Raw genomic sequence first — 20,827 nt, 5'->3', positions numbered from 1 at the left:
TGTGACTGGTACCGACGAAGTGCGCGTGCGCCGGGCTGTGCCCGGCGATGAAGAAGAGATCCTGCGGCTGCGGCATGTGATGGCGACCGCCGTGTTCGGGTTCCCGATGCCGGCCCTGGACGAACCGAATCACGTAGCGGCTGTGAAGAAACTCCGCAGCTGGCTGGAGGACGGCGACCAGACCGTGACAGCGTGTTTCGTCATCGACGCGCTCGACGGGAACGGCCTTGCCGCCACCGCCGTCGGCGCTGTCGACGAGCGGCTGCCGAGCGAGCGGAACCCCTCAGGGCGGTGCGGCTATATATATGGAGTCTGTACCGAGGAACGCTATAGGCGGCGCGGCTACTCGCGGCTGGTCGTTCAGGCGCTCTTGGACTGGTATGCGGACCAAGGCATCCCGCGGGTAGAGCTCCACGCCAGTGAGTTCGGCGAAGGGCTCTATAGAGAACTCGGCTTCGAGGAACCCAAGGGCGTTGCGCTTACTCGCTGGGCGACTCTTCCGTAGAGGCGATGTCTGGAGAGGCGTCGTCCGCGCGGAACACCTCAGAGACCGCGGCGTCCACGCGTCCGGAGGCGAAGCGGATGTCGAGCACGTCTCCCTCGCTGACTTCCTCCGCGGACCGCACGGCGTGTCCGGACGGCGCCAAGACGATCGAGTACCCGCGCTCCAGCGTCGCCATCGGAGACAGTGCACGGACTCGCGCCAAGGTGTGCCCGAGATCGTCGGAGGCGCGGTCGAGACGGTGTCCGACGCTGGAGCGCGCGCGTCGGGTCAGCTCCTCGAGATCGTTCCGCCGACCGTCGATCATCGAGTACGGAGAAGCGAGCACCGGACGCTGACGGAACGACGCCAGCCCCATCGCCTCGCGTTCCAGTATCCGCGCCACGGACCGCCACGCATTGCGCCGCAACTCCGCGACCCGGTCCATCTCCTCGGCGACGTCCGGGACGACCCGCTTCGCGGCGTCGGTGGGCGTCGAGGCTCGGAAGTCGGCGACGAGGTCGAGGATCGGGGAGTCCGGCTCGTGGCCGATCGCCGAGACCACCGGGGTCTCGCATTCTCCGACGGCCCTGATCAGTGCCTCGTCGGAGAACGGCAGGAGGTCTTCGACGGAGCCGCCGCCGCGGGCGATGATGATGACGTCCACCTCGGGGTCGGCGTCCAGCTGCGCCAGCGCCGGAAGGATCTGCGGGACCGCCTTCGGTCCCTGCACGTCGGTGTTCACCACCCGGAACTGCACTCCGGGCCACCGGCGCTTAGCGTTCTCCAGGACGTCCCGCTCCGCGGCCGACGCGCGTCCCGTAATAAGGCCGACGCAGTGCGGGAGGAACGGCAGTGGCTTCTTCCTCCGCGGGTCGAACAGTCCCTCCGCCTTAAGCTTCGCCTTCAGCATCTCCAGGCGCGCGAGAAGTTCCCCGAGTCCGACCTGGCGGATCTCCTCGCCGCGGATGGAGAAGGAGGAGCGCGGAACGTAGAAGTCCGGCTTCCCATAGACGATCACCCGCGCACCCTCTGTGAGGGGCGGCACTACTGCTTCGAAGACCCGGCGGAACGTGGTGATCTGTACGGACACGTCCGCGGAGGGGTCCCGCAGCACCAGGTACACCATCTGTGACCCGGGCCGCTTGTTGATCTGGGCCAGCTGCCCCTCGACCCAGATCGCCCCCAGCCGGGAGATCCACCCGGCCACCGCCTCGGAGACCGCGCGGACCGGGATGGGCTCTTCTGCCGAGGATTGCATCGCCATAAGGAGGAGCGTAGCCATCGGGGGCGACGCGGCGCGGACGTGGCGAAGTTGTGGAGAGAGCCGATCATGGGCGGCGGAACGTGGCGAGCCGCCTACCATGGGAACCATGAACGCCTCTGCACCTGAAGACCGCCGCGTCCTCCTCGCCGCACCCCGCGGTTACTGCGCCGGCGTGGACCGCGCGGTCGTGACCGTGGAGAAGGCGTTGGAGCTCTATGGGGCGCCCGTGTACGTCCGCAAGGAGATCGTGCACAACAAGCACGTCGTGCAGACGCTGCAGAACCGCGGCGCGGTCTTCGTGGAGGAGACCGACGAGGTGCCCGAGGGCGCGACCGTGGTGTTCTCCGCGCACGGCGTGGCGCCGATCGTGCACGAGGAGGCGTCCCGGCGCCGCCTGAAGACCATCGACGCCACCTGCCCGCTGGTCACGAAGGTGCACAAGGAGGCCGTGCGCTTCGCCGAGCAGGACTACGACATCCTGCTCATCGGCCACGACGGCCACGAGGAGGTCGTCGGCACCACCGGCGAGGCGCCGGAGCACATCGTGCTGGTCGACGGCCCGGACTCGGTCGCCGACGTGCAGGTGCGCGACCCCGCGAAGGTGGCGTGGCTGTCGCAGACCACCCTGTCGGTGGACGAGACGACCGCGACCGTGGACCGGCTGCGCGAGAAGTTCCCGCTGCTCCTGGACCCGCCGTCCGACGACATCTGCTACGCCACCCAGAACCGGCAGATCGCGGTCAAGCGCATCGCGGCCGACTCGGACCTGGTGATCGTGGTCGGCTCGAAGAACTCCTCGAACTCGGTGCGCCTGGTCGAGGTCGCGCTGGAGGCCGGCGCGGGCGCCGCGTACCTCGTCGACTTCGCCTCGGAGATCAGCGAGGACTGGCTGGAGGGCGTCCGCACGGTCGGGCTGACCTCTGGCGCCTCGGTCCCGGAGGACCTGGTGGACGGCGTGCTGTCGTGGCTCGCCGAGCGCGGGTACGGGACGGTCGAGGTCGTACGGTCGGCGGAGGAGAAGCTGCTGTTCGCGCTGCCGCCGGAGCTACGGAAGGACATGCGCGAGGGCAGCGAGGCGTAGTTCCGGGAGCGGGACCGGGAGCGCTATAGCGTTCTGGACGCTATGGCGTTGCGCGCAGTGGGATCACCAAGCAGAACTCGGTGCGACGTCCCGTACCTGCGCGACCAACGTCTGTCCCCGGCGCGGACCGTCGCCGGGGAAGCGCGGCTTGCGGCAGCTTCGGCAGCACGGCAGGCGTTCTCCGGTATCGGCGAATACCCACGTACGGCGCCGCAGCCCTAAAGCGGAGCTGCGGTGTTCCTCTAAGAGCAGCGGCCTAGAGAGCTGCATGGTGATCCAGTCCGCCGCACGCTGCGCCATCTGCTCCGGTGCGGCTGCCGCGTCCTGCACGTTGATATAGCCCGGCGCACTAGGGGTGTAGTCCTCCCAGATCGCGCAGTCGTCCCCCCAATAGCCGCCGAACTCCTTGTTGGCGAGCCGTAGTTGCAGCCCGAAGGGGTCGGCTTCGGGAACGGTGAGCACCGCGAGCACCGAGGGTCCGGCCAGGGCGAGCGCCCAGGAGTCGAAGGCGATCACGCCGAGCGGATCCCAGCCCAGCGCGGCGCGCCTCAGTTCGGCGAGGAAGCGGCAGCCGTAGTCGTCGAGGGCGAAGCGGCCGCCGGGGTCGATCTCGAACCAGATCCTGCCGTCCATGTCCCGCCGTCCTCGCCTCGTTCGCCGTCCGTCGTGGGCCCGGCTACCGTTTGGCGGCGCTCCGGGTCCCGGCCCAGCGGGCCGCGATCAGCGCCGCGGCCAGCGCCGTGCCGAGGAACAGCGGCCGCGGTTTGACCGCGAGCAGCGCGCCGAGCGAGGCGAGCTGGCCGACCGGCCCGTGGCCGGCCCGCATGACGCCGAACTGCACCGCGGTGAGCAGCCCGGCGCAGTACGCCAGCGGCGGCACGATCACGCCGGCCAGCAGGTCCCGGCGCCGGACCAGGGTCGCGGCGTGGAAGGAGGCGGCGATGAAGACCAGGTCGAAGAACCAGTGCGCGTCCCCGGTGACCAGCGCGTCGAGGGCGGCGGCGGTCATCGTCGGACCGGCGACCATGAGGAGCACGCCCCAGGCGGTGAGGGCTTGGCGGGGCTTGGGCTTCGCGCTTCCGGCTCGGCCCGCCGAGCGGGGTCCGGGACGAAGACCGGGATGGGGACCGGTACCGGGACTGGAGCTGAGACCAGGACGCTGACGTGCTCCGGACCCGGACCTCGCCGGATTCTTCGGACCGGTCGGACCCGACGAGCGGAAGTCCAGCGGCGCGGCCATGCGCTCCCGGCGCAGCGCGTCGCGGTCGCGCCGGGTCTGCGGGACCCGGGCGGCGGGGCGGGGCGCGAGGCGGCTGGCTCCTTCGTTCACAGATCCGAACTTACGTCGCGATTGCCCGCAAACCGGGTAACGAAACGCCGCTACCGGCCGGCGCGCACGTCGGAGGGGGAGGGTGGGAGAGGGTGAGGGAGGTCGTTAATCAGAATTCTTGGTCCGACAGCGCCCGGGTCTGGATCTCGACCTGGTTCGGCACCACCAACTCCTCGTCGACCAGCCCGAGTTCGTTGAGCCGCCGCGCGGTGACCATCACCCGGGTCTCCAGCGAGCCCACGGACTGGTTGTAGGCGGCGACGGCGGAGTTCAGGCCCTTGCCGACCCGGTCGAGGTGTCCGTTCATCGTGTTCAGCCGCGCGTACAGCTCGCGGCCGAGGTCGAACACCTGCCGGGCGTTCGCCGCCAGCGAGTCCTGGGTCCAGGCGTAGGCGACGGTGCGGAGCAGGGCGATCAGCGTGGTCGGGGTGGCCAGGACCACGCGGCGCGCGGCGGCGTGCTCCATGAGGTCGGGATCGATATCCACAGCCTGTGAAAGAAAGGCTTCGCCGGGGACGAACAGGACCACGAACTCGGGGGTCGGCCGTCCGCTGGCGCCGAGGGCACGCCAGTAGGCCTTCGAGGCCAGCTGGTCGACGTGCGCGCGCAGGTGCTTGGCGTGCGCGGTCAGGTACTGCCGGCGTTCGGCGTCGTCGGTCGCCTCGGCGGCGTCCAGGTAGGCCGCGAGAGGGGTCTTGGCGTCCACGACCACGTACTTGTCGCCGGCCAGGTGCACCACGAGGTCGGGGCGCAGCATGCCCTCGGAGCCGGTCGCGCCGTAGGAGCCGGGGATCACGGTCTGCGTGGTGAAGTCGCAGCGGTCGACCATGCCGGCCAGCTCCACGGCGCGGCGCAGGTGCATCTCGCCCCACTGGCCGCGGACTTCGGGCCGGCGCAGGGCGGTGACCAGGGCGGCGGTCTGCGTGCCGAGCGCGCCGGCGGCGCTGCGGACGTCGTCGATCTGCTGGGCCAGCGCGGCCTGGGAGGCGGCGCGGCCCTTCTCGATGTCGCGGAGCCGGTCGTCGAGCCGGGACAGCGATTCGTTGATCGGGCGGCCCGCGGCGTCGAACTGCGAGCCGGCCAGCGCCAGCAGCCGGTCGGCGGACTGGTCCAGCGCCTCGGAGCTCACCGCCAGGCGGCGGGACCGCTCCCACAGCACGCCGAGGAGCGCGCCGAACGCGATCCCGATCACCAGCAGCAGCACAGGCATCATGGGTCCATATTGTCCCCTGGGACACGCGGATGCGGCGGGACCGGGGTGTGAGCCGCCTCGATCGGCACAGCGGACCGGGGGACCGGAGCGGGCTGCGATACTGGAGGGCGGGCCGCGTCCGGCCCGCCCTGTATCGCTTGGTATCCCGTACGCGACGTCGATAGGACAGTTGGACAATGGCGCTCACCATCGGAATCGTCGGACTCCCGAACGTGGGCAAGTCGACCTTGTTCAACGCGCTCACCAAGAACGACGTGCTCGCCGCGAACTACCCCTTCGCCACCATCGATCCGAACGAGGGCGTGGTCGGCGTCCCGGACCCGCGGCTGGCCGCGCTCGCCGAGCTGTACACCTCGCAGAAGGTGGTCCCGGCCACCGTGACCTTCGTCGACATCGCCGGCATCGTCCGCGGCGCCAGCGAGGGACAGGGCCTGGGCAACAAGTTCCTGGCCAACATCCGCGAGGCCGACGCGATCTGCCAGGTGATCCGGGTCTTCACCGACCCCAACGTGATCCACGTCGACGGCAAGGTCTCCCCTGCCGACGACATCGAGACCATCAACACCGAGCTGATCCTCGCCGACCTGCAGACCATCGAGAAGGCCCTCCCGCGCCTGCAGAAGGAAGCGCGGATGAAGAAGGAGATCCAGGCCACCGTCGCCGCGGTCGAGGAGGCCAAGAAGATCCTCGACTCCGGCAAGACCGTCTTCGCCGCCCGCCTGGACCGCGAACCCCTCCGCGAACTCCACCTGCTGACCGCCAAGCCCTTCCTGTACGTCTTCAACGTCGACGAGGACGAACTCACCAACGACGCGCTGAAGGACGAAATGCGCGCCCTCGTCGCCCCCGCCGAAGCGATCTTCCTCGACGCCAAAATCGAGCACGAACTCATGGAACTCCCCGACGAGGAAGCCCTCGAACTCCTCCAAGGCCTCGGCCAGGACGAATCAGGCCTGAACCAACTCGCCCGCGTCGGCTTCGAAACCCTCGGCCTCCAGACCTACCTCACCGCCGGCCCCAAGGAATCCCGAGCCTGGACCATCCGCAAGGGCGCCACCGCCCCCGAAGCCGCCGGCGTGATCCACACCGACTTCCAGCGCGGCTTCATCAAGGCGGAGATCGTCTCCTTCGACGACCTGATCGACTGCGGCTCGGTCGCCGAGGCGCGGTCGAAGGGCAAGGCGCGGATCGAGGGCAAGGACTACGTCATGGCTGATGGGGATGTTGTGGACTTCCGGTTCAACGTGTAGCTGAACCCTGATACGGTCTCGCGTCACAGGCGTGCAGGTCGGCGTCTTGTCACCCGGCCTGCCCCAGAAGCCGAAAGAGATCCTGACGGGCCCAATCCGGTTACCGTGCCGGCTCCGTGCTGGCTTCATGCTGCGAGCCGCGGCCCGAGCGCATCCATGTCGAGCTTGCCCCAAGTCGGTGCCGGCCGGCAGATGATGGCTCGTTCACGGCATCAGGTGTCCTCGTCCAGCAGGCCGGCGGCGGTTTTCGGATTCATGAGGTTGGACCAGACCTGCTCGGCGGGCAGGATGTCGCGCTCGGGAAGAGCGTGTTCGGGAAACCAGGCGGCCGGGTCGCAACCCGGCACCCGTCCGAGGATCATCGCGGTGACGTTGAGCGGAACGCTGCCCGTGATCCGAATCGCGGCATAGGTTTCGTGGCCGTCGTCGGCACGGACGATGATGCCCAGCCGGAACCCGGCCATGTCGACTGCGTGCTCGTGGCCGTCGCGCAGAGACCCGCGTACCAGCGCGCGCACGGCGGCGTCCAGGCGCACCGCGAAGCGGGTGGCTGACTCCACCAGGTAGCGGGCGTGGTCGTCCTCGCCAGGCAGCAAGTACGCGCTGTAAGTGTCGGATGCCACAGGCCGATCGTGCTCGGCGTTGTGGCGTTGCCGTGCCGCCTTGGCCTGGGCGTGAAGCGCGGCGTAGAAGTCGTCCGGCGATCCGTCCTCCCGATTCCCCGCGGCGACCAGCCAGGCCGGGACCTCGGCCTCGGCTGCGCCGTCGAGGTGGACCGCGCCGCGCCACCGGCCGACCTTGACTTTGAGCAGGACGATGTCGTCGATGGCTCGGATGCGCTCGTGCGGGGTGTCCGGGTCTGCGAACTGTGCTCCGGCTTTGGACAACAGCGGATGATCTACTGCTTCCAGGGGCAAGCGGGCCGACGGGATCGGCATGTTGAGATCGTCGCGCAGGCAGCGCAGTGTCGGACGGACCGAAGCCACGAGGTCAGGCTTCCCAGTCCCCGACGCCGCCGAGCTCCTCGATCTTGTCCGGGGACAGGCCGGTGAGCAGGGAGACGCTGGACGTCAGCGATCCGTCGAGGACCTTCATCGACTCGATCATCCCGGCGCGGATCTTCTCGCGCTGCTGATCCAGGTAGACCCGGGTGGCTTCGGTGACGAAGTCCTTCTTCGTCATTCCCAGGAAATGCGCGCCTTGGGTGATGAGCTCGTCCGTCGCGGGGTCGATCTTCAGTGGCGACTGACGCTTGGCCCCGGTTATGGCTGTCATCTTGATACCTCCACTACAAAGGTACCTAGGTACCTCGACTCAAGCAAGGGCCGAGCGCCGTGTGTTCCGGTTCACCGTGTGGCCGGCTCGTCGATCGCTGACGTCCGCCGGTCGATCGCCGGGCTGAGCAGCATGATGCCGATGTTGGCGGCGGTGCCGGCGAGGAGGGCGGTCCACCAGAGGAATGCTGGGCTGATGAGGGTGAAGGCGGTTGTGCCGGCGGCTAGGGCTAGGAAGCGGGAGACGCCCCAGGCCCAGCTGAAGGCGCCTTGGTAGCGGCCGCGGGCGGTGGCGGGGGCGAGGTTGGCTATGAGGCTGGCGGGGATGCCGCCGATGATGACTTCGCCGAGGGACCAGATGGTGACGGTTGCGGCGTAGGCGGTGGGGGTGTGGGCGAGGCCGGTGAGGGCTATGCCGGTGGTGGTCAGGATGCCGCCGGTGAGGAAGACCTGGGTGCGGGGGAAGCGGGACACGAGGGTTGTGGCCAGGGGTTGGAGGGCGACGACCAGTCCTGCGTTGACGGCGGCGGCCAGGCCCATGACGGTGGGGGACAGGCCGTCGGTGCGGATGGCGAGGGGGAGGGCGCTCTCGGTCAGGGAGTAGATGAAGAGTTGGACGGCGAACAGGATGAGGAGTCTGCGGGTCAGGCGGTCGCGGAAGACGATGCCGTAGCCGGAGCTGGTGGGGGTGGCGGCAGAGGTCGGGGAATCTGAGCTCTGAGCGGCGAGAGTCTGGGAAGCAGACGTCAGGGACTCAGGGGTCTGGGAAGCGTCGTGGCGCGTGCGGTCCGCCGGGAGCAGCATCGCGACGATCACCGCGTATCCCAGCGAGGTTCCGGCGTCGATCGCGAACAGCATCCAGTAGCCGTGGGCCGCGAGGTAGCCGCCGAGGACTCCGGCGACGGCCGTGCCGATGTTCACCGCCCAGCCGATCAGGGCGAAGGCTTCGCGGCGGCGGGCGGGTCCGACGTCGTCGGTGAGGATCGCCGATGCCGCCGGCGACACCATGGTCGCCGTGGCGCTCAGTGCTATCGCGGCCAGGGCCATGGTCGCGACGTTCGGGGCGGCGAAGAGCGCGCCTTGGGCGGCGGCGGTGCCGAGCAGGCCGGCGAGCATGGTCAGCTTGCGGCTGTGGCGGTCGGCGAGCCAGCCGCCGACGGCCGGGCCGACGAGGTTGCCGGCGCCGAGTGCGCCGAGGACGTAAGGGGTCTGTGACGAGGGGATGCCGCGGGAGCCGAGGAAGAACACGAGGAACGGTCCGACCAGGAAGCCGACGCGGTTCACGACGGTGCCGGCGAAGACCACCCAGATCGCGCGGGGGAAGCCGGCGAACACCGACAGCGGGGCGCGCGAGCGGCTCGGGCGGCTCTGGCGGCTCGGGCGTGAGGCCGACGGCTGCGCCGGGCGCGGCTGGTCCGGGAGCGCTGCGATTCCCAGGGCGTCTGAGGCCGGTGTGGCTGCCTCGGAGCGGATGGTCGTGGTGGTCATGGCGCTCAGAGTGGCGCCGGGCGGCGATCGTGCGACAATGATTCGGCTCGGCCCGAATCCAAGGGCGGGGGGTGGCGGGACCGGGAGGGGAAACGCTGTGGCGGCGTCGTTGTCATTCACCGCGGAGGAGCTGGCTCAGGTCCGCTTCTCCGTCTCCCCGATGTGGGAAGTGCTCACCAGTTTCCGAGTCCTGACCAGGCCTGGACTGTATCCGGTCCACGGGCCGTGGTTCGATCAGGTCCGTCCGCGGCTGGCCGCCGCCGGGCTGCTGACCGGACATCTTTCCGCGCTATTCCATGCCCCATCTTACGTTCCTGACTTCCTCACTCCGGCTCCGGCGAACTCGACGCCGACGCTGGAGGAGGAGCTCGCTGCCATTCAGGCGACGTCCGAGGACCACCTTTCGGCTGATCTCGACATCTACGACGAGAAGGTGCCGAACGGCGTGATACCGCCGTTCGCCGAGAGGCTGCGGAACCATCGCGAGCAAGCACTCGGCGAGCTGTCCAAGGACATCGAGCACTACTTCCAGATAGCGCTCGCGCCCTACTGGTCGCGTATCAAAACCCTGCTCGAGTCGGACATCTACTACCGCGCGCGGCAGGTCGCCGAGTACGGCGCGGCGCGGTTGTTCAACGACCTGCACCCGGACGTCAGCTGGAACAGCGGGACGCTGCGGATGCTGCACCGGCAGCGCGTGCTCTGCCGCGACGACAACGCTCCGGGTCTGATCCTGGTGCCCTCGGCCTTCGCCTGGAACAAGATCTACACCCGGGCCGCGACCGGCGACGTGCCGCAGCTCTGCTTCGGGGCGCGGGGGGTCGGGACGCTTTTCGAGCGCCGGGCGGCCGGTCCGTCGGACGCCGTGGCCGCCGTCATCGGACGGTCGCGGGCCCTTCTGCTGGCTGAACTTGAGGCTCCGGCATCCACCAGCGACCTCGCCACGCGGACTGGAATGTCGGCCGGCGGGGTATCGGAACACCTGACCGCGTTGCGGGGAGCGGGCATGGTTTCCGCACATCGTGCGGGACGTTCGGTGCTCTACGCGCGCACCTCCGTGGCGGACTCGTTGTTGGCGGCAGCGGTTTGACACCGCGTCCAACAAAGGGCCCGAGATCGGGGTAATTCGCAGAAAGGTTTGACGCGCCCCTGGCGCGCCGGTGGCGTCAGGTGCTTCAGTATTTGGCGGGGAGAGAACGGAGCGCTGTCAGCCTTTAGCTGAACGGAGTCATGGCGATGCCGCGATCACGCCGAAAGTTCGACATCGACGAGTTCGTCCGCGAGTGCCTGCAGGCCTGGGAGGCCGACGGGGCAGGAGCGGTGAAGGACGTGCTGGACCGGACACTCGGGCGCGGATGCGCGCCGGTGCGCGAGTGCTTCGGGGACCCGCGCGAGGCCCACTTGCAAGTGCTGTATCCGGGCCCTGAGCTGGTCATCGAGAACATGGTCTGGGCGCCGGGGATGTCCTACCCCGCGCACAACCACAACACGCCGGTCATGACGGGCGTCTACGCCGGGCTGGAGGTCAACGACTTCTACCACCAGACCCGGACCCGCAAGGGCGGACGCTTACAACGGACGGCGACGGTCGACATCAACGAGGGCCAGGCAGTGCTGATGGCGCACGACGCCATCCACCGGATAGCCAATCCCAACAGGCGCACCTTCACCGGCGCGTTCCACATATACATGGGCGACTATCTGCACTCCTCCCGCTCCATCTGGTATCCCGACGAAGCCGCCGAGACACCGGCCACCTTCGCGGTGACGAAGGACATCTTCGCCGCCGCGAACCGCGACCTGGCCGCCGCCCGCGCGGCCGACGCGGAGCAGGAGCTCCACAAGAAGAAGGCGGCGGCCGGCACCGGCGTCCTGGGCGGTTCCACCGGCCCGGGCTCGGCCTCCGGACCGCCGTCCGGACCGTCGGCGAGCCACCCGCACGCCGCGACGCATTCCGCGCCGCACGCGCCGGCCCGGGGACCGTCGCGGCGGGGCAGCAGACCGCCGCTTCATCTGCCGGGCGATCAGTGATGGCGCCCGGCAGCGCTGAGGGGTAGTGCGTGACGCACCCCTGCTTCGAGGTGGGACTCGAGGCGGGGGTGCGGTGTCGTTTTCGGGGGCGGATCGGGGGAGAGATTCGGGGAGGGATTCGAATCGGGGCAAGGGCTCTGATTCGCTGAAAAATGGCGGGAAAACGCGCATCGGCTCAAGCGCTCGATGGCTGGTTCGCTGTCACTGCGGACAACCGACAGACCCGAAACCCAAGCGCCATATGGCTGTCGGCACACGGACGCCTCGCAGTGGCTGCGGGGATGCGAGCCGCGAGGTCCGTATCGGCTGCCGCCCGTCATTCGGACTCGCGTCCGGACGCCTTGCTGTAGCCCTTCAGTCCACGAGCCCTCACAGAGCCCTCCCAGCGCCCCGCACAGGGCCGCTGAAGCCCTCACAGTCCCCGCACCGCCCCTAACCGCCCCGACAATGCCGAAGGCCCCCAGCACATCCCTCGCGTGCTGGGAGCCTTCGCTCAGGCGGCCGCGGCCGCCGGTCTAGCCGGCCGTCAGCCGAACCGGCCGGTGATGTAGTCCTCCGTGGCCTTCTCCGTCGGGTTGGCGAAGATGCGGGAGGTCTCGTCGATCTCGATCAGGCGGCCGGGGGTGCCGGTGCCGCTGATGTTGAAGAAGGCGGTGCGGTCCGAGACGCGGGCGGCCTGCTGCATGTTGTGGGTCACGATCACGATCGTGTACTCCGACTTCAGCTGCGAGATCAGGTCCTCGATCGCCGTGGTGGAGATCGGGTCCAGGGCCGAGCAGGGCTCGTCCATCAGGAGCACGTCCGGGCTGACCGCGATGGCGCGGGCGATGCACAGGCGCTGCTGCTGGCCGCCGGACAGGCCGGCTCCCGGCTTCTTCAGGCGGTTCTCGACCTCCTTCCAGAGGTTCGCGCCCTTCAGCGACTGCTCGACGATGTCGTCGAGTTCGCCGCGCTTCTTCACGCCCGCCAGGCGCAGGCCCGCCGCGACGTTGTCGTAGATGCTCATCGTCGGGAACGGGTTCGGGCGCTGGAACACCATGCCGACGTGCCGGCGCACGGCGACCGGGTCGACCTGGGCCCCGTACAGGTCCACGTCGTCCAGGGTGACCTTGCCCTCGACCCGCGCGCCGGGGATGACCTCGTGCATGCGGTTCAGGGTGCGCAGGAAGGTGGACTTGCCGCAGCCGGAGGGCCCGATGAAGGCCGTCACGGTGCGCGGCTCGATCGTCATCGAGATGTCCTCGATGGCGCGGGTCGGTCCGTAGTACGCCGACAGGCCCGCGACGTCAATGCGCTTCGCCATTTTCGATCTCTCCTAGGCCCGGCCGGGCGTCTTCCACCAGGCGATGACCCTGGCGAGGATGTTCAGCAGCATGATGATGATGATCAACAGCAGGGCGGCGGCCCACGTACGGTCGTTGGAGGCGTGCTCCGAGGAGGTGTACGTGTTGTAGATGACCGTCGGCAGCGTGGCCTGCCCCTGGACTCCGCTGAACGGGTTCGGGTTGATGTACGCGACGTAGCTGACCACGAGCAGGATCGGCGCCGTCTCGCCCATGACGCGGGCCACGCCCAGCATGACGCCGGTGATGATGCCCGGCAGCGCGGTGGGGATCACCACGCGGGTGATGGTGCGCCACTTGGGCACCCCGAGCGCGTAGGACGCCTCGCGCAGCGAGTCCGGCACCAGCTTCAGCATCTCCTCGCTGGAGCGGATCACCACTGGCAGCATCAGGATCATCAGCGCCAGCGCACCGGCGAGGCCGTTCTGGTACTGGTGCAGCGTGATGATCCACAGCGACAGGATGAACAGGCCGGCCACGATCGAGGGCAGGCCCATCATCACGTCCACGAAGAACGTCACCGACTTGGCCAGCATCCCCTTGCCGTACTCCACCAGGTAGACCGCGACCAGGATGCCGATGGGCACCGCCATCAGCGTGGCCAGGCCCGCCTGCTCCAGGGTGCCCAGGATGGCGTGGTAGACCCCGCCCCCGGTCTGGTCCTCGGAGATGTTGCGCAGCGAGTGCGTCAGGAACTCGGCGTTCAGCGCCTTCGTGCCCTTGGAGACCACCAGCCACAGGATGGACAGCAGCGGCAGCACCGCGAGCACGAACGTGGCGACCGTGGCGCCGCCGGCGAAGCCGGAGCGGATCCGGCGCGGCGTCGAGGGCGGGATCAGGACGCCGCCGCCGATCGTGCCGTGCGCGGCGCGCCGCGTCCGGGACCGGCCCGCCGTGTCGTCCGCGGCCACCTCGCCGGGGGTGTCCTTGGCCTCGAACGCCCCGCGCCCGTCCGGCACCTCGGCGGCGCCGGTGATCGCGGTGCCGGAGGCGATCGCGACCGAGGTGGCCTCGGAGCCCCCCGCGCGGCCCGAGCGGCCGCGGAAGACCGAGAACAGGCTCCAGCGCTCGTCCTTGGGGATGTCGGCGCGCGCGGTGATCCGCCGGGCCAGCAGGTTCACCAGGAACGTCACCACGAACAGCACCAGACCGGAGGCGATCAGCGCGCCCTGCCCGGTCTTGAACGCGTTGCTGAACTGCAGCGCGATGTTCGCCGCGATGGTGTTGCCGCCGGGCTGCAGCCACTTGGTCACGAAGTTGTAGCTGACCGACAGGACCATGGCCACCGCGACGGTCTCGCCGAGCGCGCGGCCGAAGCCCAGCACGATCGCCGAGCCCACGCCGCTGCGGCCGTAGGGCAGCACCGCGAGCTTGATCATCTCCCAGCGCGTGGCGCCGAGGGCGTAGGCGGCCTCGACCTGTTCGCGCGGGGTCTGCAGGAAGACCTCGCGGGAGATCGCGGCGATGATCGGCAGGATCATGATGGCCAGGATCACCCCGGCGGTGAACACCGAGCGGCCGAAGATGCCCGAGGAGAACATCGGGATCCAGCCCAGGACGTCCGAGACGAACTGCGAGGCGCCCTGCATGTGCGGCACCAGGAACAGGATGCCCCACAGGCCGTAGACGATCGAGGGCACCGCGGCCAGCAGGTCGACGATGTAGCCGAGCACCTGGGCCAGCCGCCGCGGGGCGTACTGGGTGATGAACAGCGACACGCCGATGGCCACCGGAGCCGCGATCACGATCGCGATGGTCGAGGTGACCAGCGTGCCCCAGGCCGCCGCCCCGATGCCGAACTTCGGCGGGGCGTCGTCCGGCGCCCACTGGCCGGTGTAGGTCAGGACATTCGCCTTGTTCACCGACAGCGCGTCCGTCGCGCGCCAGACCAAGAAGGTCGCGATCGCCGCCATCAGGGCCAGCAGGAAGATCGCGGCGCCGCGGACCGTGCCGGAGAAGACGGCGTCGCCGCGGCGGGTTCCGGAGTTCAGGGTGCCGGCGTCGGAGCCGCCGCGGCGCGGCGTGGGCCGGGTGGCAGTCGGCGCTATGCCGCTCATTCGGGTCCTGCCTCGTCGCTCGGGCGCCCAACGGCTGCTGCTGGGCCCGGAAGAATTCTGTTCACTGCGGGTTTCGATTCCGTTAGACCAAAACGGACAAGCCGGGACGGCGTGGCCGCCGCGTTCCGGCGCCGACACCTCGGAGCCGACCGGGGTTCACCGACGGCTCCGAGGTGTCGCATCGTTCAGCTCAGTCCTGCTGGCGGATCCGCCGGTCAGCTCAGGCCGTTGAAGATCTGGGCGACCGCGCTCTGCTGGTCCGAGGCCAGGGCGACGTAGCCCAGACCCTCGAGCTGGGACTGCGCGCCGCTGCCGGCGGTGTAGGCCAGGAAGTTCTTCAGCAGCGGCAGCTTCGCCGAGTCGTTGCCCGCCGAGCACACGATCTCGTAGGTCACCAGGACGGCCGGGTAGGCGTCGTCGGCCGAGTAGGTGTAGTCGAAGTTGAACAGGTAGTTCCCGCCGGTGGTGTCCACCTTCGCCTTGGAGATGAAGTTCGAGGCGTTGGCCGGGGTCAGCGGCACGAACTTGCCGGCGGCGTTGCCGATGACCGCGGTGTTCAGCTGGCTGGAGGTCGCGTAGGAGACCTCGGCGTAGCCGATCGCGCCGGAGGTGGTCTTCACCGACTGCGCGACGCCCTTGGAGCCCTGCGCCGACTGCCCGCCGGTGCCCGGCCACTGCTTGTTCGCCGCCGCCGGGAAGTCGGTCGGGGCGGTCTTGTTCAGGTAGTTCGAGAAGTTGAACGAGGTGCCCGAGGCGTCGGACCGGTGGAAGGTCTGGATCGCCAGGGCCGGCAGGGTCACGCCGGCGTTGTCGGCGGCGATCGCCGGGTCGTTCCACTTGGTGATCTTGCCGTTGAAGATCTTGCCGAGGTTCGACGCCGACAGGTTCAGCTTGGTCACGCCCGGGATGTTGTACATCACCGAGATGATGCCGGGGACCGTGGCCACGGACAGCGCCTTGCCGCTGGTGCAGCGGGCGTCGGCCTGCGGCTGCTGGGCGGAGCTCAGCGGGTAGTCCGAGCCGGCGAAGTCGGCCTGCTTCTGGATGAAGGCCGTCACGCCCGGGCCCGAGCCCGTGCCGTTGTAGCTGACGTTGGTGTCGTTGCCGCACTGCGTCTGGAAGTCCTTGATGAACTTCACGATCGCGGTGTTCTGGGCCGTGGACCCCTGGCCGGACAGCGTGCCCTTGGCGCAGGTGATGGTACCGCTGGCCGCCGAGGAAGAGGAGGTGCCGGACGCCGAGGTGCTGCCCCCGGCCGCCGCCGAGGTGCTGGACGAGGAGCCGCCCGAACTCGACGAGGAGGAGGAGTTGTTGTCAGAACCACAAGCCGTCAGGCCGGCCATGGCAAGAGCCAGAACTCCGGCGCCGACCGCGGCACTGCGCCCATTAACACCAGCGTGGATCTTCACCGGGAAGTCCCTTCGAGTCATTCGAGTCATCGGAAGTCGTTGCATGCGTTGTCTTCGTCGAAGCTAGGGAGGCCAGGTGAATCGATGGACGGGCGAAGGTGAACGGAGGGTGAACGGTCCCGGGCGGCCGAGGGGCGCCGTCCCTGATCAGAGCCGGTAAAGAGGCCGTCACACCCGGTTGCGGCGACCATAGCCCGAACGGCGGTGGTCCCTGGGGCATCCGGAGGATGGCGGTTCGGGGGAGCGCTAAGACGAACCTTGACAAGCGGTGACAGGCTTGATCACAGCTGCAAGCGGTCGACCGCCACGACGTGGCCGTCGCGGGCGTGCAGCACCCACGCCTCGGCCGGCGCGAGAGCCCGGCGGCCGGAGTGCATCGCCTGCGCGAGAGGGCTTTCGGCGAGGAGCTCGGGCAGAACCGGCCGGTGGGTACACGCCACGGTCGTGCGCCCGGCCTTCAGCACGCCGCGCAGCCAGCCGCGCCCGGCGTCGGGGTCCGAGCCCTCGCCGAGGGCGGGCTCCAGAGTCAGCTCGGCACCGGCGGCGCGGGCGGTCGGCGTGAGCGTCGCGACACAGCGGGCGAAGGGCGAGGCGACCAGTGTCGCCTCGCCGTACGCGGCCAGCACCGGGACCAGCGCCTCGGCGTCGTTCCGGCCGCGGCCGGTCAGCGGACGCTCCAGCTCCGGGCCGTCCCAGCGCTTGCGCGGGATCGCCTCGGCGTGCCGCAGCAGGAGCACCGGCACGGTGTCGACCGGCGCCGCGGCGAAGGCCTGTAACAGGTCGCGGTCGGTCTGCCGGGTCAGCCGCGCTGTCGCGCCGTCCAGGGGCAGCCACTCCAGCCGGTCGACTTCGGAGTTCGGCTGGAAGTCGGCGTCCACGGCGGCTTGCGCGGCCCAGTACTTCACGCGCTTCGTCCGCGCCGGTCCGCCGAAGGACACGTCGTAGACCTGCGTCGGCAGCCGCCTCCCGAGGACCACCGGATACCCGGTCTCCTCGCGCACTTCGCGGATCGCCGCCTGGACGTAGCCCTCGCCCTCGTCGAGCTTGCCCTTGGGGAAGGACCAGTCGTCGTAGCGGGGACGGTGGATCAGCGCCACCTCCGGCCCGGCGGGACCGGGGCGCCACACGACGCAGCCGGCGGCCCGGACCCGGATCGGTGCGGGCTGGTCGGCGGCGTCGTCGGCGGCGTTCATGAGTGCGCGGACCTCTCTCGCCCCGCCGGCTGTCCGGCCAGCGGTGCCGTGCTCCGGGCCCGGATCACGGCCAGGCGTTGTTCCTCGTGCAGTCTTCCCAGTACATATCCGGTCGTGGCCGCGATGCGCGGTGTGTCGGCCGCCCGATGGACGCACGCCGCGGCCAGGACCGCGTCGCGCTGCTCGCCGAGCGCCTCGGCGAGCCGCGCCAGCCGGGCCACCAGGTCGGCCGGATCATCGCCCGCGATCAGCGTACCGGCGGGGCGGCACAGTTCAGCGGTGTGCAGCGCGGCCTGGCCGGCGTCGTCGGCGGCCAGCCAGGCGGCGTCGCCGGCGGGGTCCTCGGCGGCCAGCGGCTCGGGCAGCTCCCGGACCCGGCGCGCGAACTCCTCGTAGGCGCCCTCGGCGACCTCCGGGAGGACCTGCCGGCAGGGCTGGTCGGCGACCGGGGTCAGCGGCACGTCCCGGGCCAGCGTGGCCATTCGGTCCGCGAGCGCGTGGAAGGCCGGGCCGACCAGCGCCGCGGTGGCCTGGCTGTGCGCCGCCGAGCGCTCCCGGTCCAGCATGCGGGTCAGCAAAGTGCGGGTGCGCGCGGCACCGCCGTCGGGATAGCGGCCCTCGGCGATCCAGCGGTCCAGCGGCGCCAGCAGCCGCGGCCGTACCGCGTCGGCGTCCCGCTCGGCGCCGAGCACCACCGCGGTGCTCCGCAGCTCCCGGCCGAGCTCGTCGGCCCAGACCGCGTCCACCAGGTCCCGGCACGCCGCCAGCGCCGTGCCCACCCGCAGGCACGCCGCGCGCAGCCGCACCGCCGCCGGCTGCTGCACCGGCAGCGCGCTGTGTGTCAGGAAGGCGCGCGACTGCTCGGCGAGGTACCCCCGGACCGCCAGTCCCGCCGGTCCGTCGGGCGTCGCCGCCCCGAATCCGGCCATCGCACGCTGAGTCGCTGCATCCATGTGTCCGCCACTGCCCCCACGACGTGCGTCAGGCCTGGAGCCTGACGGTTCGGTTCCGCCGATGCCCGGATGGCGGCACTTGTGTGTACTGCTCGCTCGAAGATCCGGATGTCCGGCGCCCCTGCCCCCACAGCGCTCATCCGGCCCGCCGGCTCCACCAGTCGGCACGCTCGGTGATGAGCGTGTTCTGCAGATCGGCCAGCGGGGACCCGTCCTCGGCGTACGCGGTCCGGGTCCAGGTGCCGTCGCCGGCCAGGTCCCAGGCCGCGGTCTTGGGATCCATCGCCAGCTCGAACAGCGCCGAGATGGCCCGCCGCTGCACCGGTTCGACCAGCCGGACCAGGGCCTCGACCCGGCGGTCCAGGTTCCGGTGCATCAGGTCCGAGCTGCCGATCCAGACCTGGGCCTGGTCCTCGCGCCCGAAGACGAACGCCCTGGAGTGCTCCAGGAAGCGGCCCAGGACACTGCGTACCCTGATGTTCTCGCTCAGTCCCTCGACGCCCGGACGCAGGGCACAGATACCGCGGACCCAGATCTCGACCGGGACGCCGGCCTGCGAGGCCTCGTAGAGCGCGTCGATCAGCGCCTCGTCGACGATCGAGTTCACCTTGATCCGGATCCGGGCGGGCTGCCCGGCCTCGGCCTTCTCGCGCTGGGCGTGGATCAGCTCCAGCAGCCCGGGCCGCAGCGCGTTGGGCGCGGTGAGCAGCCGGCCGAACTTCGTGGGGTGCGCGAAGCCCGACAGCCGGTTGAACAGGTCGGACAGGTCTGCGCCTATCTCGTTGTCGCACGTCAGCAGGCCCAGGTCTTCGTAGAGCCGGGCGGTCTTGGGGTTGTAGTTGCCCGTGCCGACGTGCGCGTAGCGGCGCAGGAACCCGCCTTCTCGGCGCACCACCAGGGACAGCTTGCAGTGCGTCTTCAGGCCGATCAGGCCGTAGACCACATGGCAGCCGGCCTGCTCCAGCTTGCGCGCCCAGGAGATGTTGGCGTGCTCGTCGAACCGCGCCTTGATCTCCACCAGGACCAGCACCTGCTTGCCGGCCTCGGCGGCGTCGACGAGCGCGTCGACGATCGGCGAGTCGCCGCTGGTGCGGTACAGGGTCTGCTTGATCGCCAGGACGTCCGGGTCCTCGGCGGCCTGCTCCAGGAACGCCTGCACGCTCGTGGCGAACGAGTCGTAGGGATGGTGCAGCAGGATGTCGCGGCGCCGGATCGCGGCGAAGATGTCGGCGGGCTTGCCCGGGCCCTCGTCGGCCAGATCCGGGTGGGTCTTGGTGACGAACGGCTTGAAGCGCAGCTCGCTGTACTCCCCGGACTTGCCGATGTCAGCGATCTGGTTCAGTCCGGTCAGGTCCAGCGGAGCGGAGATCTTGAAGACCTCGTCCTCGTTGATGTCCAGCTCACGGATCAGCAGATCCAGCACCTGCGGCCGGATGTTCTCGTCGACCTCCAGGCGCACCGGCGGCCCGAAGCGCCGCCGCATCAGCTCGCGCTCGAGCGCCTGCAGCAGGTTCTCGTCGGTGTCCGCCTCGACCTCGAGGTCCTCGTTGCGGGTGACCCGGAAGGCGTGGTGGTCCTGGATCTCCATGCCCGGGAACAAGAGCTCCAGGTGCGCGGCGATGACGTCCTCGACCGGCACGTAGCGGCCCGCGTTCGCCTCGACGAACCGGGGCAGCAGCGGCGGCACCTTCACCCGGGCGAAGTGCTCCTGCCCGGTGTCCGGGTCGCGCAGCGAGACCGCGAGGTTCAGGGACAGCCCGGAGATGTAAGGGAACGGATGCGCCGGGTCCACCGCCAGCGGCGTCAGCACCGGGAACAGCTGGTAGCGGAACAGCTGGAACAGCTTCTCCCGCTCCTCGGAGTCCAGCTCCGCCCAGCGGATGATGTTGATCCCGACGGCGGCCAACTCGGGGCGCAGCTCGTCCTGGAAGACCCCGGCGTGCCGGGCCATCAGTTCCTTGGTCTCGGCCAGGATGCGGCGCAGCACTTCACGCGGGGGCAGACCGGAGGCCGAGGTGGTGGCCACTCCGGTGGCCAGCCGTCGGCGCAGGCCGGCGACCCGCACCATGTAGAACTCGTCGAGATTGGAGGCGAAGATCGCCAGATACCGGGCCCGCTCGAGCAACGGGATCTGATCGGCGTCCTGGGCGAGTTCCAGGACTCGTTCGTTGAACCGAAGCCAGGAGATCTCCCGGTCCAGGAAGCGAGTTTCGGGGGCCGGACCGGTCATGATTCTCAGCCTGGCACGCGGGCGTGAACGGCGGGTAGCCGGAGGGTGGATTCTCGGCGTCCGGGTGAACGCCTGCGCCATCCGGGCGAAAATGCGCTGCTCAAGAGCTGAAACCCCTTCGGCGACGGTATCGATGGATCTGGGAGGCGTACCCCGCTGGGGTCCAACGTTCCCAGGATTCGCCGCTTTGAACACAGTGCCGCTTCGAACCCTGACGACAGGAGGCC

17 protein-coding genes and 2 pseudogenes are annotated in these 20,827 nt (G+C 69.7%); 5 read left to right on the top strand and 14 right to left on the bottom strand.

Features of this window, described 5'->3' with window-relative positions:
* Position 1: 1 nt before the first annotated feature.
* Positions 2 to 505 carry a GNAT family N-acetyltransferase gene (locus CACI_RS40895; protein WP_015796823.1) on the top strand — a complete coding sequence of 168 codons (504 nt, stop codon included), beginning with the start codon at positions 2 to 4 and terminating at the stop codon, positions 503 to 505.
* On the opposite strand, the gene xseA is transcribed toward CACI_RS40895, so the two are convergent.
* Entirely contained in the window at positions 480 to 1,748 is a 1,269-nt protein-coding gene (xseA, locus tag CACI_RS40890) for an exodeoxyribonuclease VII large subunit (RefSeq protein WP_015796822.1), read from the bottom strand. The two genes, CACI_RS40895 and xseA, sit on opposite strands and share 26 nt — an antisense overlap.
* A gap of 97 nt (positions 1,749 to 1,845) precedes the next feature.
* On the opposite strand from xseA, the gene CACI_RS40885 reads away from it, so the two are divergent.
* Positions 1,846 to 2,829, top strand: a complete 984-nt coding sequence (locus CACI_RS40885) for a 4-hydroxy-3-methylbut-2-enyl diphosphate reductase (protein WP_015796821.1) — start codon at positions 1,846 to 1,848, stop codon at positions 2,827 to 2,829.
* 63 nt (positions 2,830 to 2,892) lie between these two features.
* On the opposite strand, the gene CACI_RS40880 is transcribed toward CACI_RS40885, so the two are convergent.
* From CACI_RS40880 to CACI_RS40870, 3 genes are all read right to left on the bottom strand, one after another.
* A complete protein-coding gene (locus CACI_RS40880) occupies positions 2,893 to 3,462 on the bottom strand; it encodes a hypothetical protein (RefSeq protein ID WP_015796820.1) in 570 nt (189 codons plus the stop codon).
* A 43-nt stretch (positions 3,463 to 3,505) separates the two neighbouring features.
* On the bottom strand, positions 3,506 to 4,159 hold the full coding sequence (locus tag CACI_RS50710) for a DUF6542 domain-containing protein (RefSeq protein WP_143765600.1): 654 nt from the start codon (positions 4,157 to 4,159) through the stop codon (positions 3,506 to 3,508).
* 109 nt (positions 4,160 to 4,268) lie between these two features.
* Complete coding sequence (locus tag CACI_RS40870) at positions 4,269 to 5,372, bottom strand: DNA recombination protein RmuC (protein ID WP_143765599.1); 1,104 nt, start codon at positions 5,370 to 5,372, stop codon at positions 4,269 to 4,271.
* Positions 5,373 to 5,548: 176 nt separating this feature from the next.
* Here CACI_RS40870 and ychF point away from each other — a divergent pair, with 176 nt between their 5' ends.
* Complete coding sequence (gene ychF / locus CACI_RS40865; protein ID WP_015796817.1) at positions 5,549 to 6,622, top strand: redox-regulated ATPase YchF; 1,074 nt, start codon at positions 5,549 to 5,551, stop codon at positions 6,620 to 6,622.
* A gap of 212 nt (positions 6,623 to 6,834) precedes the next feature.
* Here ychF and CACI_RS40860 read toward each other — a convergent pair whose 3' ends face one another.
* From CACI_RS40860 to CACI_RS40850, 3 genes are all read right to left on the bottom strand, one after another.
* Positions 6,835 to 7,608 (bottom strand): hypothetical protein, encoded by a 774-nt coding sequence (locus CACI_RS40860; RefSeq protein ID WP_015796816.1) that lies wholly within the window; start codon positions 7,606 to 7,608, stop codon positions 6,835 to 6,837.
* 4 nt (positions 7,609 to 7,612) lie between these two features.
* Positions 7,613 to 7,897 (bottom strand): hypothetical protein, encoded by a 285-nt coding sequence (locus tag CACI_RS40855; protein ID WP_015796815.1) that lies wholly within the window; start codon positions 7,895 to 7,897, stop codon positions 7,613 to 7,615.
* A gap of 71 nt (positions 7,898 to 7,968) precedes the next feature.
* A complete protein-coding gene (locus tag CACI_RS40850) occupies positions 7,969 to 9,384 on the bottom strand; it encodes an MFS transporter (RefSeq protein WP_015796814.1) in 1,416 nt (471 codons plus the stop codon).
* Positions 9,385 to 9,481: 97 nt separating this feature from the next.
* On the opposite strand from CACI_RS40850, the gene CACI_RS40845 reads away from it, so the two are divergent.
* Positions 9,482 to 10,474 (top strand): ArsR/SmtB family transcription factor, encoded by a 993-nt coding sequence (locus CACI_RS40845; RefSeq protein ID WP_015796813.1) that lies wholly within the window; start codon positions 9,482 to 9,484, stop codon positions 10,472 to 10,474.
* A gap of 146 nt (positions 10,475 to 10,620) precedes the next feature.
* Entirely contained in the window at positions 10,621 to 11,415 is a 795-nt protein-coding gene (locus CACI_RS46805; RefSeq protein WP_015796812.1) for a hypothetical protein, read from the top strand.
* Between the two features lie 526 nt (positions 11,416 to 11,941).
* Here CACI_RS46805 and pstB read toward each other — a convergent pair.
* The 7 genes and pseudogenes from pstB to CACI_RS40805 all read right to left on the bottom strand — a co-directional run bounded on the left by pstB (position 11,942) and on the right by CACI_RS40805 (position 20,681).
* Entirely contained in the window at positions 11,942 to 12,718 is a 777-nt protein-coding gene (gene pstB / locus CACI_RS40835) for a phosphate ABC transporter ATP-binding protein PstB (RefSeq protein WP_015796811.1), read from the bottom strand.
* Between the two features lie 12 nt (positions 12,719 to 12,730).
* Positions 12,731 to 13,576: pseudogene (gene pstA, locus CACI_RS54580) on the bottom strand (phosphate ABC transporter permease PstA); the annotation flags it as partial.
* A gap of 282 nt (positions 13,577 to 13,858) precedes the next feature.
* Positions 13,859 to 14,815: pseudogene (gene pstC, locus CACI_RS54575) on the bottom strand (phosphate ABC transporter permease subunit PstC); the annotation flags it as partial.
* Between the two features lie 215 nt (positions 14,816 to 15,030).
* On the bottom strand, positions 15,031 to 16,245 hold the full coding sequence (pstS, locus tag CACI_RS40820) for a phosphate ABC transporter substrate-binding protein PstS (RefSeq protein ID WP_143765598.1): 1,215 nt from the start codon (positions 16,243 to 16,245) through the stop codon (positions 15,031 to 15,033).
* A 260-nt stretch (positions 16,246 to 16,505) separates the two neighbouring features.
* Positions 16,506 to 17,417: an NUDIX hydrolase gene (locus CACI_RS40815; protein WP_015796808.1), complete on the bottom strand. Its 912-nt coding sequence runs from the start codon at positions 17,415 to 17,417 to the stop codon at positions 16,506 to 16,508.
* Positions 17,414 to 18,370 carry a CHAD domain-containing protein gene (locus CACI_RS46800; RefSeq protein WP_015796807.1) on the bottom strand — a complete coding sequence of 319 codons (957 nt, stop codon included), beginning with the start codon at positions 18,368 to 18,370 and terminating at the stop codon, positions 17,414 to 17,416. Before CACI_RS46800 ends, CACI_RS40815 begins: the two co-directional genes overlap by 4 nt.
* A 136-nt stretch (positions 18,371 to 18,506) precedes the next feature.
* A complete protein-coding gene (locus CACI_RS40805) occupies positions 18,507 to 20,681 on the bottom strand; it encodes an RNA degradosome polyphosphate kinase (RefSeq protein WP_083795983.1) in 2,175 nt (724 codons plus the stop codon).
* Positions 20,682 to 20,827: the final 146 nt, after the last annotated feature.

It is taken from the genome of Catenulispora acidiphila DSM 44928 (assembly GCF_000024025.1).
GTDB classification, from domain to species: Bacteria; Actinomycetota; Actinomycetes; order Streptomycetales; family Catenulisporaceae; genus Catenulispora; species Catenulispora acidiphila.
The sequence above is the reverse complement of the archived record's forward strand: the minus strand, read 5'-3'. Positions and strand labels throughout refer to the sequence as shown.

Excerpts from the sequence above, each read along its gene's own strand:
- xseA (WP_015796822.1), bottom strand. The coding sequence starts at position 1,748 with ATGGCGATGCAATCCTCGGCAGAAGAGCCCATCCCGGTCCGCGCGGTC.
- CACI_RS40885 (WP_015796821.1), top strand. The coding sequence starts at position 1,846 with ATGGGAACCATGAACGCCTCTGCACCTGAAGACCGCCGCGTCCTCCTC.
- CACI_RS40880 (WP_015796820.1), bottom strand. The coding sequence starts at position 3,462 with ATGGACGGCAGGATCTGGTTCGAGATCGACCCCGGCGGCCGCTTCGCC.
- CACI_RS40870 (WP_143765599.1), bottom strand. The coding sequence starts at position 5,372 with ATGATGCCTGTGCTGCTGCTGGTGATCGGGATCGCGTTCGGCGCGCTC.
- ychF (WP_015796817.1), top strand. The coding sequence starts at position 5,549 with ATGGCGCTCACCATCGGAATCGTCGGACTCCCGAACGTGGGCAAGTCG.
- CACI_RS40855 (WP_015796815.1), bottom strand. The coding sequence starts at position 7,897 with ATGACAGCCATAACCGGGGCCAAGCGTCAGTCGCCACTGAAGATCGAC.
- CACI_RS40850 (WP_015796814.1), bottom strand. The coding sequence starts at position 9,384 with ATGACCACCACGACCATCCGCTCCGAGGCAGCCACACCGGCCTCAGAC.
- CACI_RS46805 (WP_015796812.1), top strand. The coding sequence starts at position 10,621 with ATGCCGCGATCACGCCGAAAGTTCGACATCGACGAGTTCGTCCGCGAG.
- pstB (WP_015796811.1), bottom strand. The coding sequence starts at position 12,718 with ATGGCGAAGCGCATTGACGTCGCGGGCCTGTCGGCGTACTACGGACCG.
- pstS (WP_143765598.1), bottom strand. The coding sequence starts at position 16,245 with ATGACTCGAAGGGACTTCCCGGTGAAGATCCACGCTGGTGTTAATGGG.
- CACI_RS40815 (WP_015796808.1), bottom strand. The coding sequence starts at position 17,417 with ATGAACGCCGCCGACGACGCCGCCGACCAGCCCGCACCGATCCGGGTC.
- CACI_RS46800 (WP_015796807.1), bottom strand. The coding sequence starts at position 18,370 with ATGGATGCAGCGACTCAGCGTGCGATGGCCGGATTCGGGGCGGCGACG.
- CACI_RS40805 (WP_083795983.1), bottom strand. The coding sequence starts at position 20,681 with ATGGCGCAGGCGTTCACCCGGACGCCGAGAATCCACCCTCCGGCTACC.